Raw genomic sequence first — 14,838 nt, forward strand, 5'->3', positions numbered from 1 at the left:
TTTCGATTAGCGGTTTTTCTTTGTTTGGCGGTGAGATAGAGATTTGAACTCTAGAAGGGCTATAAACCCTTGCTGGTTTTCAAGACCAGTGCTTTCGACCACTCAGCCATCTCACCTGAATGTCTCAAAACAATTGCTTGCTTGAAGACGAGGCGAATATTAAAGTGTAGAAAAAGACTTGTAAAGCATTTATTTAACAAAAATGTTTGTTTGCTAAAAAAAACAACAAATCGCTAGCTATTTAAACAATCTTCAAGGGTGTGTATGGGTAATAATAATTTTTCTGTAAACAAGTGCCGCTGTTCTTGGCTTGATACCTCAAAACCTGATTATGTAAAATACCACGATGAAGAATGGGGAGTGCCGGTTCATGACGATAAAGTGATGTTTGAATCCCTTGTTTTAGAATCTGCACAAGCTGGCTTAAGTTGGTACACTATTCTTAAGAAACGTGAAGGTTACCGTACGTTATTTTTAGACTTTGATGTAAATAAAGTTGCAAGGTTTACTAACGACGATGTAGAACGTTTAATGCAAGATGCCTCAATAGTACGCAACAGGCTAAAAATAGTAGCAGCTATTAATAATGCACAACGATTTATTGAAATACAGCAAGAGTACGGAAGTTTTTGTCAGTTCATCTGGTCTTATGTTGATAATAAAACCCAAGTTAACAGTATAAATGATACAGAGAAATCAGTTGCTACGTCCCCTATTAGTGATAGATTAGCCAAAGACATGAAGAAGATTGGCTTTAAATTTCTAGGCTCAACAACCTTATATTCACATTTACAAGCAACCGGATTGATAAATGACCACTCAAATAGCTGTTTTAGAAAATAAGTGAGTAATACCTTGGAAAAATAACAATCACCAACAAGCCACCAATGCTAGTTAATGCGGCTTAATTTTTTAGTTACAAATATTCACAAATTATTAGTAAATATCAACAAATTTAAGCAACTAAATAATAGTATTTTAAAAAACGCCATGTCATAATATGTCAAGATGTCATAAAGAAAGTTTAAGAGTACTCTTGAATTTGACTTAAATGGCCTTGTCTAAAAAGTATAACTAAAGTTATCAGAGGAAGTTTTATGCAATCAAATATTGGTTTACAAGCGAGTAAAAGCTCAGCTATAGAAATTAACAAGGTACTTAAAAATACCTATATGTTGTTATCAATGACATTAGCTTTTAGTGCCGTTACTGCCGCTATTTCTATGTCGTTGAACTTGCCACACGGCGCAGCTCTTATAATGACATTAGTCGCTTTTGGCTTAATGTTTGTTGTAAACAAAAAAGCTGATTCAGCGAGTGGTATTTTTTGGATTTTTGCATTCACTGGTTTAATGGGAGCCTCTCTAGGCCCTATGCTTAACCATTACGCTGCAATGCCTGCAGGTCCTGGAATGATAATGCAAGCCTTAGGTGGTACTGCATTAATATTTTTCGCCTTATCGGGTTATGCATTAACTAGCAAAAAAGACTTCTCGTTTATGGGTGGTTTTTTGATGGTCGGTTTAATTGTGGTAATAGTTGCAAGTATTGCAAATATTTTCTTTCAAATACCGGCTCTTTCATTAGCAGTTAGCGCAGCTATTATCATGATTATGTCTGGTTTAATCTTGTTTGATACTAGTCGTATAATTAATGGTGGTGAAACCAACTACATTCGAGCAACTATTTCTTTATACTTGAATATTTACAACATCTTCGTGCATTTATTACACCTTTTAGGCGTAATGGGCGGCGATGATTAATATCGTAAGATAATAGAATGTAAGTGAGTTATTGCTTATAATATGAAACCTCGTTGATCTTACGGTCACCGAGGTTTTTTTATATTCATTTATAATCACTATTTACTTGTGTATGTAGGACATTTTGTGAAAAAACTCGCCTTTGTTATTACCACCCCGCCCAACAGTAACTTAACGGCTACTGCTATTAATATGGTTACCGCTGCGTTAAAGAGTGATATTAACGTTGTTGGCGTATTTTTTTATCAAGACGGTGTTTTAAATGGTAGCCAGCACCTTGCACTCCCTAATGACGAATACCAAGCCCATCGACAATGGCAACAGTTACATCACGACTATGATATTCCTTTACACTTATGTGCTACTGCAGCAGAAAAACGTGGGCTAAGTGATGATATTAATGATGGTCAAGCCGCTACTATTCATCAGGCATTTACCTTATCGGGCCTAGGTGAGTTAGTAGAATTGAATGTCAACGCTGATCGTTTAATTCAACTGTAAGGAATTTATCATGTCTGAAGCCAAAAAATCACTTGCTATCGTTAATGCCAGCGCACCCTTTTCAGCAGCAAATGCTAAAGATTCTCTTGATGTTGCCCTTATTTTTGGCTCTTATGAACAAGCCATTAGTTTGTATTTTCAAGGCGATGGCGTTTATCAATTAATAGCCAAACAACAGCCTGAATTTATCCAACAAAAAGACTTTTTAAAAACGTTAGCGGCATTAGAGTTTTATGATATTGAAAATATTTATGTTTGCCAACATTCACTGACTCAACGTGGCTTGGCTAACGATTTTTCTATTGAAAACGTAGCCGTACTTGACCGTGCAGAGTTCTCGATATCATTACACCAACATCAATCAATATTAAGGTTTTAACCCACATGAGTATGCTTCACTTAGTGCGCACATCCGCTTTTCAAACAAGCGACTTTGAACAATGTCTTGACGTAATACAAGCAAATGACACTATCGTGCTACTTGATGATGGTTGCTACAACCTTAGTCATGATTTATGGCAACAAGCCTTAAGTAAAATAGCGCTGCCCGCGCTTTATATTGTTGAAGCGCACGCACAAGCAAGAGCTATAACGATTGATAAAGAAAAAATAAACACCTTATCACTCGATGCATTAATGACATTGATTTGTGCAACAGAAAAATCGGTAACTTGGCAGTGAGTTTATTTTTTAATGAGCAAGAAATCGCCACCGACAAGCAAGGTTATTTAATTAACTTTAAAGACTGGCATACAGATTTAGCGCAGATAATTGCTGATAAAGACCAATTGGTATTAACGGAGCAACACTTTGAAGTTATACGCTTTGTTAGAGAGTTCTACCTGACTTACAATACGTCCCCGGCAATAAGAGCGTTAACAAAAGCGATGAAAGCAGAATTTGGCGAAGAAAAATCAAGTAGTCGGTACTTATATCGATTATTCAAAGAAGGGCCAGCAAAACAAGCAACAAAGTATGCTGGTTTACCCAAACCAGCACGCTGTATTTAAACGTTTTACTCTCCGACTATCAATATTAAACTTTAATATTGATAGTGAAACCACTGCTACCTGATGTTGGTAATACCACGGAGTCAACACTGCCAGCCGAGGCGATAAGCTTTAGCGCCATTTCACCTTCAAGCTCTTGCTGACTTTTAGATAAGGCTGCGGTTTTTAATGCATAACCTGTAGTTATATCTGTTTGCACGCTTTCAATATTATTCAATGATAATGACATAAAGCCTCTCACGTTTTAGCTATGCAGATAGCAAGTTAGAACAAGTACAACATTTGTCACAAACTATATCGACTCTCTTTATCATAACTTTAGTCGATGAAAACATTTACTCAAAAGCTGATAATAACGCTTCCACAGGATGACGAGTCTGCATGTTTCCTAAACGCTTTGTTTGGCTTCTACAGGAGTAGCCAGTCACTAAGACTTGTTTAGCCTCTAATTTAGCTAACTTATCTTGCCAACTCATTTCAAATAACATTTTCGAGTTTTCAAAATTTACTTGCTCATGTCCGTAAGTACCAGCCATACCACAACAGCCCACAGAGACGTTTTCAAGTGTCAAACCAAATAACTTGAATATCTCACGCCATTGCCCTTCACTACCGGCTAATGCCGTTTTCTCAGTACAATGCGCAAATAATTTATAAGGCGCTACTTGTTTATCACCCGTTAGTGATGAAAGTGCTATTTTAGTATTCTGATGTTCTATAACCGTTAATAACCATTCATGGGCTAACAGCACGTGAAAATCGCCACGCTTATCACCAAGCGTTTGTTTATATTCGTCGCGATAGCAAAGCGTTAATGAAGCATCTAAACCGACCATAGGTATATTTAACTGATGAAGTTCGTTTAAAAATTCAGCGGTATTTTTAGCTGTCTTTGCAAATTTAGCTAAAAATCCTTTTACGTGCTGCGGTTTACCATTAGGTTTAAACGGTAATAATATTGGGGTAAAACCTAACTTTTCAATTAATGCCATCATAGCTTCAACGACGTTAGCATCATAAAAAGAAGTAAACGGGTCTTGAACGATCAGCACATGACTCGCTTGTTGCTCTTTATTGAGCCCTTGTAAATAAGCAAGATCAAAGGATTGATAATTTTTTTCTCTGACTTGCTTTGCTAAGGTCGGTACAGAAAGTATCGGAGTATCAATATAACCAATCGTTGCTCGTGAAAATTTGTCGTACCATTTATGGGATAATACCGAATTAATTAATTTCGGAGATTTGGCCATTAATGGCGTTAATGTTTCTACATTAGCGACTAAGTGATCTTTTAACGGACGGAAGTATCTTGAATGATATAAGTTAACAAAGCGCGCTCTAAAATCTGGAACATCTACTTTTACAGGGCATTGACTCGCACAAGCTTTACAGGCTAAACAACCTTGCATCGATTCCATCACTTCGTGAGAAAAATCTTCTTTTTGATGTGCTGAAAAACGATTTTTTATCTTATCTAATAAACGTTTTACAGACCAATGCTGAATGTTTTCTTCTAAACTAAGAATGTCGACACCCTTAGCTTCTAAAAGACGTAACCACTCACGCATCAAGCCTGCTCTACCTTTTGGTGAATGTCTTCGGTCACGCGTTACCTTGCTTGAAGGACACATTGGGCTGTCTACATCATAATTGAAACACAAGCCATTGCCATTACAGTCGAGCGCTGAACTAAATGAATCTTTTACCGTTATAGGTATTTGCCGGTCATAGAAACCCCGTTTAGTGTCGTCAACCGAGACTAGTTTTTCACTCGATTCAAGTGGCGTACAAATTTTACCTGGATTCATTTTATTATGCGGGTCGAAAGCACTTTTTATTTTTCTTAGTTCAGTAAATAAATGCTCACCGAAAAATTTTGGACTGTATTCGCTGCGATAACCTTTGCCATGTTCACCCCACATTAAACCACCATATTTAGCGGTTAACGTTACCACTTTATCAGAGATTTCGCGGAGCAACTTTTCTTGTTCAGGATCGCACATATCGAGTGCTGGACGAACATGTAAAACGCCCGCATCAACATGACCAAACATGCCGTAGTGCAAACCATAACTATCGAGTAATGCGCGAAACTCAACAATGTAATCCGCTAAGTTTTCGGGTGGCACGGCCGTATCTTCGGCAAAAGCTAATGGTTTTTGACTACCTGCTGTGTTGCCTAACAAGCCAACGGCTTTTTTTCGCATACCATAAAGTTTATTGATACTGCTTAAATCAGTGGTCACTTGATAGCCAATAACACCGGTGTTATTGCTAATGTCGCTATCTAAACGTGCTGTTAATTGTGCTACCTGATCGGCTAAAGCTTCAATACTGGTGCCGTTGTACTCAACAATATTAATACCGTCCATGACTTTACTGTCAACATCGGTGATTAAATCACGCACCGAATGCCAGACAATATCTTGTTTGGCTAAATTTAAGACTTTTGAATCAATGGTTTCAACTGAAGTCGCTTTAGCTTCAACGAGTGCCGGTGAATGGCGCAGCGCAGAATCAAAACTGTCATATTTAATTACAATCAGTGTTTTAGCTTTTAAAATTGGCGTTAAGTTGAGTTTTGCCTCACAAACAAAGGCTAACGAACCTTCTGAACCTGTGATCAGACGAGAAATATCAACTTGGCTTAAATCATCATTAAAAACATTTTCTAGATCATAACCCGTTAAAAAACGATTTAAACGGGGAAATTTTTCTAAAATCAAGGCTCGGTTATCACGACATGAGGCCAGTACTTGTTTAACAATATGGCCGTAACTGCTATTTTGTTGCGCGAGTTCTTCCGCTTCCTCAATGGACATCGGAGATGTTGACAGAAAGTCACCATTGGCTAAAACCGATTCTAGGGCTAAAACATGATTAGAGGTTTTGCCATAGACCAGAGAGCCTTGTCCGGAAGCATCAGTATTAATCATGCCACCAATGGTTGCACGACTACTGGTTGATAAATCTGGAGAAAAGAAAAAACCGTGTGGACGTAAATAATCATTTAATTGATCTTTGATGACGCCCGCTTCAACACGTATCCAGTTTTCTTCAATATTAATTTCTAAAATACGGTTCATATATTTTGACAAGTCAACGACAATGCCTGGCGTTAAGCTTTGTCCATTGGTGCCAGTTCCACCGCCACGCGCACTAAACTTAATACTTTGATACTTTGGCGTTGAAGACAATTGACTGATCAATTGTACGTCTTGCTTACTTCGAGGATGTAAAACCAATTGTGGTAATTGTTGATAAATGCTGTTGTCGGTAGCAACCGCTAGCCGAGCACTATATTGGCAATTAATTTCACCGCTATATTGACTGTTACCAAGCTCCTGAGAAAACTTTTGATACAGTGGAGCGATAAGTTCTTGGTGTTCTAATGAAGGTAAGCTCTGAGACATAGACGAAAAACATATTAACGATTTAAGGTTAAGCTAAGTATATCACGTCAGTTTTGAATTATGACTCAAGTTTTGTTGAAGAGTGCAAAAAGGCTAAGAACTTTTTAACTAAACTTATAGTAAAAAGAACCTAGCCTTTGTTTATTATATTGCCAGTGAGGCTATGACCTCACATTATTAATCGATAAACCACGCTATACGATTATTTATTCTTGTGGTTTTCAGCAATATACAACCAAGTCGCTAATACCGTATCTGGATTAAGCGAAACACTGTCGATACCTTCTTCAACCAACCATGCGGCAAAATCAGGGTGATCTGACGGGCCTTGGCCACAAATACCGACATATTTACCACGCGCTTTACAAGCTTTAATCGCCATCGACAATAAGGCTTTAATGGCTGGATTGCGTTCATCAAATAAATGAGCGATTAAACCAGAGTCACGGTCTAAACCTAGTGTTAATTGCGTTAAATCGTTTGAACCGATAGAAAATCCGTCAAAATGATCTAGAAATTGATCGGCTAACAGACAGTTCGACGGTAATTCACACATCATAATAACGCGCAAACCATTTTCACCACGTTTCAGACCATTTTCAGCGAGTATTTCAATAACTTGCTCGGCTTCTTCTACCGTACGAACAAATGGGATCATGATTTCAACGTTGGTAAAATCCATGTCGTTTCGCACGCGTTTAATCGCTTCACACTCAAGTGCAAAACATTCACGGAAATCTTTAGAGATATAACGTGCTGCGCCGCGATAGCCAATCATTGGATTTTCTTCTTCCGGTTCAAACACGTCGCCGCCAACTAAGTTAGCATATTCGTTTGATTTGAAATCAGACATTCTAACGATTACTTTCTCAGGCGAATACGCTGACGCTAAGGTTGCAATGCCTTCGGTGAGCTTAGCAATATAAAATTCAACTGGGCTAGCATAACCAACGATAATATCGTTAATTTCATCTTTTAAATCGTCAGATTGCTCATCAAAATTTAACAACGCTTTTGGATGAATGCCAATCATCTTATTAATAATGAATTCTAAACGCGCTAAACCAATACCCGCATGAGGTAAACGAGCAAAACCAAAGGCTCGGTCTGGGTTACCAACATTCATCATTATTTTTAATGGAACTTCTGGCATTGAATCAACTTGAGAAGTGGTTACAGTAAAATCAAGTTTACCTTTGTAGATAAAACCAGTATCACCTTCAGCACAAGAAACGGTAATATCATCGCCATTAGCAATACGTTTTGTCGCATCACCACAACCAACAACCGCAGGAATACCCATTTCACGAGCAATAATTGCAGCATGACAAGTTCTACCACCACGATTAGTAACAATCGCAGAAGCACGCTTCATAATAGGCTCCCAATCAGGGTCGGTCATGTCGGTGACTAAAACATCACCGGGCTTAATTTTGTCCATTTCAGCCAGTGAAGCTAAAACCTTTGCTTCACCACTACCAATTTTGTGACCTATTGAGCGACCTTCACAAATAACATCAGCGGTTGTTTGTAATTGAAACTGTTCCATGACATTAGCGCTTTCACGGCTACGAACTGTTTCAGGGCGCGCCTGAACGATGTAAAGCTTACCGTCTAAGCCATCTTTAGCCCATTCAATATCCATTGGACGTTGATAATGCTTTTCAATAATAACGGCTTGTTTGGCAAGTTCTTGAACTTCATCATCGGTTAATGAAAATTGATTAGACAACTTTTCTTCAATATCAACAATTTCAACTTGTTTGCCATGACTTTGATCTGTGGTGTAAATCATTTTTATGGCTTTACTACCGATATTACGACGAACAACCGACGGTCTACCTTTAGCAAGTGTAGGTTTATGAACATAAAATTCATCAGGGTTAACTGCGCCCTGCACCACCATTTCACCTAAACCGTAACTTGAGGTAATAAAGACTACGTCTTCAAAGCCAGACTCAGTATCAATAGAGAACATCACACCGCTTGAAGCAATATCACTACGTACCATACGCTGAATGCCAGCAGACAAAGCAACACCACGATGGTCATAACCTTGATGAACACGGTAAGAAATGGCACGGTCGTTAAATAAAGAAGCGTAAACATGTTTGATCGCTATCATCACAGCGTCAAAACCACGTACGTTTAAGAAAGTTTCTTGTTGTCCCGCAAAAGAAGCATCGGGCATATCTTCTGCCGTTGCTGAAGAACGAACAGCAAATGAAGCATCGTCAGCAAAACCATCGGCTAAGGTGGTGTAGGCTTTTGCTATATCTTGCTGCATTTCAGGTAGAAATGGTGTTTCTATGATCCAATTACGGATTGTTTCACCTGATTTTGATAATGCGGCTAGGTCATCAACATCTAAATTATCAAGCAACTGATATATTTTGTCGTTGATGCCACTTTGTTCTAAGAATTCATTAAATGCGTAGGAAGTCGTAGCAAAACCACCTGGGACTTGCACGCCTACGTTTGAAAGGTTTGAGATCATTTCACCAAGTGATGCATTTTTTCCGCCAACGCGGTCAACATCATTCATTCCTAAAACTTCATACCAAAGTACATTTTCTTGCACGACATCTTCTCCAAAAAAAAAGAAACAAAAATAAATAGATTTATGAGTTATATCAGTATATTTATAGCTTAAGACATTTTACACTGCGAACTTTATAAACTGAAATGTTATTTGAAACATTTCAGTATAAGTTACAGTTATACCCATTTGATTAATTTAATGGCCTAGTTTTCATCAGAAAAATGGGTAAATACCCTGCATAAAATTTATTAAGTCATTATCCTACTTATTAATTTTATCTGGCAGTAGTCATTTATTTTAACTATAAAAAACTTAGCTAATTTTATTGGTTGGGTATTAAAAATAATAAAGAGGTTTTTAAATGCGCGCTGCTTTTTATATTTCTGATGGCACAGCCATTACATCAGAGGTTTTTGGTCATGCTTTGCTATCACTTTTCCCAATGGAATTTGATCACGACACTATTTCATTTGTTGAAACTGTTGAAAAAGCAGAAGCGGCAAAAATAAAAATTAATAAGGCCGCTAAACGTACCGGTATGCCACCGTTAGTTTTTCATACCTTTGTTAATAACGACATTAGAAAAATTATTGATAGTTGTGATGGCGTTATTTATAACTTCCTAGAGCATTTTGTCGCGCCACTTGAGAAAGAACTGCAACTAGACGCCAAGCCTACCGCTCATCGCACGCACAGTATTCACGAAAATAGTTATGATTATCGTATTGATGCGGTTAATTATTCACTGGCCAATGATGATGGTTCAAATGTTACCAATTATGAGCATGCCGACGTTATTCTCGTGGGTGTATCGCGCTCGGGTAAAACACCAACCTCGTTATACCTCGCACTACAATATGGTATCAAAGCAGCGAACTATCCTTTTACTGATGATGATATGGACGACCTGACTTTACCTGACTTTTTAAAACCTCATAAAAAGAAACTGTTTGGCTTAACTATCGACGCACAACGCTTAATTGATATTCGCGGTGAAAGATTAGCGAACAGTAAATATTCATCAGCACGACAGTGTCGAATGGAAGTTAGAGAAGTGGAGAAACTGTATAAAAAAGAAAAAATTCCCTTCCTTAACAGCACAAAGTTTTCAGTAGAAGAAATATCAGCAAAAATCCTCAATGAAACAGGCTTACAACGCTATAAATATTAACTTAGTTCAAATTAATCTTTGAAAATACAGAAAGCATTTCACATAAGCCGCTAATTTGGTTATGTTAGCGCGATAAATTATATTGCGCTGGCTTTTTTATTGCGCATTAACGCCTTCAAATAAAAAAATTAGATTACCATGACTATTAAAACGGATGAATTTAGAACCACGCTAATTGAAAACCTTGTTTCTCCTGAAGAATTAGCACAGCAAATCCCACTAGATGATGAAACAGCGAGTTTTATCATCCAAAGCAGAAAAGACATTGAAGCGATTATCACCGGTGACGACGACCGTTTACTGGTCATTATTGGCCCGTGTTCAATTCACGACACCACTGCTGCTGTTGATTACGCAGAGAAACTTAAAGTATTACATGATAAGTACCGAGATGATTTATTGATTGTCATGCGTGTTTATTTTGAAAAGCCTCGTACAACGGTTGGCTGGAAAGGTTTGATCAGTGACCCTGATTTAGATAAATCTTTTCATGTAGCCAAAGGCTTAAACCTGGCTCGATCGTTATTAATGGATATTAATAAACTCGGTTTACCTGCAGGTACTGAATTTTTAGATATGGTGACCGGCCAATATATTTCAGATTTAATAAGCTGGGGAGCTATTGGTGCTAGAACAACTGAAAGCCAAGTTCACCGAGAATTAGCTTCAGCACTTTCATGTCCGGTAGGTTTTAAAAATGGCACTGACGGTAATGTACAGATTGCTGTTGACGCCATCAACGCCTCAAGTGTGCCTCATGTTTTATACTCACCCAATAAAAGTGGTCAAATGTGTATTTATCAAACGCATGGTAACCCATTTGCTCATGTTATTTTACGTGGCGGTAAAGAGCCGAACTATCACGCAGAAAACATTAGTAAGACCGGTGAAGTATTGGCTAAAGCTGGCTTAGATAATCGTATTATGATCGATTGTAGCCATGGCAATAGTTTTAAAGACCATAAGAAACAAATTGACGTTGCTCGCTCTTTAAGAGCTCAAATGGAGCAAGGCGACAACGCTATATTTGGTGTAATGGTTGAAAGCTTCTTAGTTGAGGGTAATCAAAAAGTGGTTGATGTTAACAAACTCACCTACGGACAAAGTATCACTGATGCCTGTATTAACTTAGACACCAGTGTCAGTTTGTTAGATGAGTTATCGGCGGCTGTTCAAGCTAAACGTTCAAGCTAAACGTTCAACTCAACGTTAAATTTATCTATAAAGCATATTTCAACGCTTAAATAAAAAAAGCCGCTGAGGATAACTCCCCTGCGGCTTTTTTATATTCAGCAAAATTTATCTAAGTGAAACCAAACCAAACACCGTAACGTAAAGTGTTTGGTTAGCTCTGTTTGCTGCTAATGCTCAACCAATTCTTTCTTTTGAATATAACTGAGTACTAATTTATCTTTTTTGACACCAACTTTCGCCACGCCACCGTGTGTTAGATCACCAAACAATAATTCATTAGCTAATGGTTTCTTTAAGTGCTCTTGTATTAGACGTGACATAGGTCGAGCGCCCATCGATTTATCATAACCGTTAACAGCCAACCATTTTCTAGCGTCTTTCGTTAATTCTAATGAAACGCCTTTTTGATCAAGTAGTGCCTGTAGTTCAACAATAAATTTATCAACCACTTGTTGAATAACAACTTCATCTAAATGGTTGAACCAGACAATATTGTCTAAACGATTTCTAAATTCAGGTGAGAAGGTTTTATTAATTTCACCCATTGCATCAATTGACTGATCTTGTTGTTTAAAACCAATAGATTGGCGAGTTATTTCATGAGCTCCCGCATTGGTTGTTAACACTAAAACAATATTTCTAAAATCAGCTTTACGACCGTTATTATCGGTTAATGTTCCGTGGTCCATTACCTGCAATAAAATGTTATAAACATCTTCATGCGCTTTTTCAATTTCATCTAACAAGACCACAGAATGAGGATGCTTGATTACTGCATCCGTTAATAAACCGCCTTGCTCATAACCAACATAACCTGGAGGAGCACCTATTAAACGGCTTACCGCATGTTTCTCCATGTACTCTGACATGTCGTAGCGTAATAGTTCGACACCTAAAGATTTAGCTAATTGTTGTGTTACTTCTGTTTTACCCACCCCAGTTGGCCCAGCAAATAAGAACGAACCAACAGGTTTGTGTTCATTACCTAAACCAGCACGAGATAAGCGAATTACTGAAGTCAGTTCATCAATAGCGTGGTCTTGTCCAAAAACAACCATTTTCAAGTTACGGTCTAATGTCTTAAGACTGTCTTTTTCTGATGATGAAACTGACTTTTCAGGGATCCTCGCCATTTTGGCAACAATAGATTCTATATCACTGTCGTTAATTACTTTTTTACGCTTCGAAGCAGCAACTAATTGTTGTTTTGCACCCGCTTCATCAATAACATCAATGGCTTTATCGGGAAGAAAACGCTCATTGATATATTTAGCCGACAATTGTGCAGCTGCACGCAAGGCTTTATTGGTATAACGAATACCGTGATGTGATTCGTATTTTTCTTTTAAACCATGCAATATTTTAGTGGTGTCATCAACACTTGGCTCAACAACATCTATTTTTTGAAAACGGCGCGCTAATGCGCGATCTTTTTCAAAAACACTTTGGTATTCTTGGTAGGTCGTTGAACCCATGCAACGAAGTTTTCCTGATGATAATAATGGTTTTATTAAATTAGAAGCATCCATCATGCCACCTGAAGCAGCACCAGCACCAATTATCGTATGAATTTCATCGATAAATAGAATGGCATTGCCCTCTTCTTCTAACTCTTTTAATAAGCCTTTAAAACGTTTTTCAAAATCACCACGGTATTTGGTGCCCGCTAATAAAGCGCCCATATCAAGCGAGTAAATAGTGGTTTCAGCTAAGAATTCAGGTACATCGTCAGAAATAACTAAATTGGCAAGTCCTTCGGCAATAGCCGTTTTACCCACCCCTGCTTCACCAACAAATAAAGGGTTATTCTTACGACGACGACTTAGCACCTGTAAAGTTCGTTCTAATTCGCTATCGCGACCAATTAGCGGGTCAATATTCCCTTTTCTCGCTTCTTCGTTAAGATTAGTAGCAAAGTTTTCAATAGTACGGGGTTCTTCAACGTGAGCTTCTTCGTTAGATTGTGGAGAATCCGTATGTTCTATTTTAGAAATTCCATGAGAAATGAAATTTACAATGTCTAAACGGCTAATGTCTGATTTTTTCAGAAAATAAGCCGCTTGAGATTCTTGTTCACTGAAAATAGCAACCAGTACGTTGGAACCGTTAACTTCACTTTTTCCAGAAGATTGCACATGAAAAACAGCTCGTTGTAACACACGCTGAAAACCTAACGTTGGTTGAGTTTCACGTTCAATTTCCCCTTCTGGGATCACTGGCGTTGTTTCTGCTATAAAATCTAATAACTCTTTACGTATTTTTCCCATATCGGCAGCACAGGCTTTAAGCGCTTCGATTGATGAAGGGTTATCTAATAAAGCTAATAATAAATGCTCAACCGTCATAAATTCATGACGGGAGTCCTTGGCTTGACGGAAAGCCATATTTAATGATATTTCTAAATCTTTGTTCAGCATAGACTACTCCACTTTAAACCATGCGAATTCACGCTTTTTCCATTGTACATTGCAATGGGTGCTCATTTTCTAATGCGTATTGATTAACTTGTTCAACTTTTGTTTCTGCTATTTCAGCAGTAAAAGTACCGCATCGCCCCTTTCCTTTATAATGAATCTCTAACATTACGTCGGTCGCCTTATCTGAGTTCATATTAAAAAATCGACACAGCACATCTATGACAAAATCCATCGGCGTATAATCATCGTTAAGTAACACAACAGTATACATAGGGGGCTTTTCAAATTGCTCTACAAGTTCGTCTTCAAGGACTTCTTGATTATCTAGTAACTCTTTCCACTTGCTCATAATTTTATATTAGTCTGTACCTAGTGATTTTGCTTTAACATTTAAAAAAATAAATATTCAATTAACTGATAAAATTAACTTGATTATTTATATAACTTGTCTACTGTTTACTTTAGTGATTATTTTTTAATCATTAATACATTTATGTTAATGCTTTTATGCAAGCATACCTAATTACCGATGTAGAAGGAAGTTGAAGTATGGCTCACGGGACAGTGAAGTGGTTTAATAATGCAAAAGGGTTTGGTTTTATTCGTCCAGAGGATGGTGGTGAAGATATTTTCGCGCATTATTCAACAATCCAAATGGAAGGATACCGTACATTAAAAGCTGGTCAAGACGTTGATTATGAACTAAATGCAGGCCCCAAAGGCCATCATGCTGCTAGTATTACACCTGATGAAATTGAAGCTATGGGTGAAGAATAATTTTCTATTGCGCTGCAATAATCCAATAAAATACCTGTTTGCTCATCTAG

14 protein-coding genes and 1 tRNA gene are annotated in these 14,838 nt (G+C 37.7%); 9 read left to right on the forward strand and 6 right to left on the reverse strand.

Annotated elements, in window-relative coordinates; genetic code table 11:
• Window positions 1-25: 25 nt before the first annotated feature.
• Window positions 26-116: transfer RNA gene (locus H4J56_RS12505), tRNA-Ser, on the reverse strand.
• Between the two features lie 148 nt (window positions 117-264).
• On the opposite strand from H4J56_RS12505, the gene H4J56_RS12510 reads away from it, so the two are divergent.
• From H4J56_RS12510 to H4J56_RS12535, 6 genes are all read left to right on the forward strand, one after another.
• Entirely contained in the window at window positions 265-843 is a 579-nt protein-coding gene (locus H4J56_RS12510) for a DNA-3-methyladenine glycosylase I (RefSeq protein ID WP_070373647.1), read from the forward strand.
• Window positions 844-1,097: 254 nt separating this feature from the next.
• On the forward strand, window positions 1,098-1,763 hold the full coding sequence (locus H4J56_RS12515; RefSeq protein WP_070373648.1) for a Bax inhibitor-1/YccA family protein: 666 nt from the start codon (window positions 1,098-1,100) through the stop codon (window positions 1,761-1,763).
• A gap of 126 nt (window positions 1,764-1,889) precedes the next feature.
• Window positions 1,890-2,264: a sulfurtransferase complex subunit TusD gene (gene tusD, locus H4J56_RS12520; RefSeq protein WP_182243368.1), complete on the forward strand. Its 375-nt coding sequence runs from the start codon at window positions 1,890-1,892 to the stop codon at window positions 2,262-2,264.
• A gap of 10 nt (window positions 2,265-2,274) precedes the next feature.
• The gene (gene tusC, locus H4J56_RS12525; RefSeq protein ID WP_182243370.1) at window positions 2,275-2,643 is read left to right on the forward strand and encodes a sulfurtransferase complex subunit TusC; all 369 of its coding nucleotides are present in this window, start codon (window positions 2,275-2,277) and stop codon (window positions 2,641-2,643) included.
• A gap of 5 nt (window positions 2,644-2,648) precedes the next feature.
• Window positions 2,649-2,945: a sulfurtransferase complex subunit TusB gene (gene tusB / locus H4J56_RS12530; RefSeq protein WP_182171813.1), complete on the forward strand. Its 297-nt coding sequence runs from the start codon at window positions 2,649-2,651 to the stop codon at window positions 2,943-2,945.
• Window positions 2,936-3,274, forward strand: coding sequence for a TusE/DsrC/DsvC family sulfur relay protein (locus H4J56_RS12535; RefSeq protein ID WP_182216104.1), 339 nt, complete (start codon window positions 2,936-2,938; stop codon window positions 3,272-3,274). Before tusB ends, H4J56_RS12535 begins: the two co-directional genes overlap by 10 nt.
• A 25-nt stretch (window positions 3,275-3,299) precedes the next feature.
• Here the strand turns inward: H4J56_RS12535 and H4J56_RS12540 are convergent, their stop codons facing one another.
• The 3 genes from H4J56_RS12540 to ppsA form a co-directional block, all read right to left on the reverse strand.
• Window positions 3,300-3,503 (reverse strand): hypothetical protein, encoded by a 204-nt coding sequence (locus H4J56_RS12540; RefSeq protein WP_182259413.1) that lies wholly within the window; start codon window positions 3,501-3,503, stop codon window positions 3,300-3,302.
• A gap of 106 nt (window positions 3,504-3,609) precedes the next feature.
• Window positions 3,610-6,687: an FAD-binding and (Fe-S)-binding domain-containing protein gene (locus H4J56_RS12545; RefSeq protein ID WP_182259414.1), complete on the reverse strand. Its 3,078-nt coding sequence runs from the start codon at window positions 6,685-6,687 to the stop codon at window positions 3,610-3,612.
• 202 nt (window positions 6,688-6,889) lie between these two features.
• The gene (ppsA, locus tag H4J56_RS12550) at window positions 6,890-9,268 is read right to left on the reverse strand and encodes a phosphoenolpyruvate synthase (RefSeq protein WP_182222042.1); all 2,379 of its coding nucleotides are present in this window, start codon (window positions 9,266-9,268) and stop codon (window positions 6,890-6,892) included.
• 322 nt (window positions 9,269-9,590) lie between these two features.
• Between ppsA and H4J56_RS12555 the strand changes: the two genes are divergently transcribed.
• Window positions 9,591-10,400 (forward strand): pyruvate, water dikinase regulatory protein, encoded by an 810-nt coding sequence (locus H4J56_RS12555; RefSeq protein ID WP_070373656.1) that lies wholly within the window; start codon window positions 9,591-9,593, stop codon window positions 10,398-10,400.
• A 138-nt stretch (window positions 10,401-10,538) separates the two neighbouring features.
• Window positions 10,539-11,594, forward strand: a complete 1,056-nt coding sequence (locus H4J56_RS12560; RefSeq protein ID WP_182259415.1) for a 3-deoxy-7-phosphoheptulonate synthase — start codon at window positions 10,539-10,541, stop codon at window positions 11,592-11,594.
• A 167-nt stretch (window positions 11,595-11,761) separates the two neighbouring features.
• Here the strand turns inward: H4J56_RS12560 and clpA are convergent, their stop codons facing one another.
• Together clpA and clpS are read right to left on the reverse strand one after the other, a co-directional pair.
• Complete coding sequence (gene clpA / locus H4J56_RS12565) at window positions 11,762-14,011, reverse strand: ATP-dependent Clp protease ATP-binding subunit ClpA (protein WP_182259416.1); 2,250 nt, start codon at window positions 14,009-14,011, stop codon at window positions 11,762-11,764.
• 28 nt (window positions 14,012-14,039) lie between these two features.
• Window positions 14,040-14,360, reverse strand: coding sequence for an ATP-dependent Clp protease adapter ClpS (gene clpS, locus H4J56_RS12570; protein WP_070373659.1), 321 nt, complete (start codon window positions 14,358-14,360; stop codon window positions 14,040-14,042).
• A 200-nt stretch (window positions 14,361-14,560) separates the two neighbouring features.
• On the opposite strand from clpS, the gene cspD reads away from it, so the two are divergent.
• A complete protein-coding gene (gene cspD, locus H4J56_RS12575; RefSeq protein WP_070373660.1) occupies window positions 14,561-14,788 on the forward strand; it encodes a cold shock domain-containing protein CspD in 228 nt (75 codons plus the stop codon).
• The last annotated feature ends 50 nt before the right edge of the window (window positions 14,789-14,838 follow it).

The sequence above is a fragment of the Colwellia sp. BRX8-4 genome (assembly GCF_014077345.1).
GTDB lineage: Bacteria > Pseudomonadota > Gammaproteobacteria > Enterobacterales > Alteromonadaceae > Colwellia_A.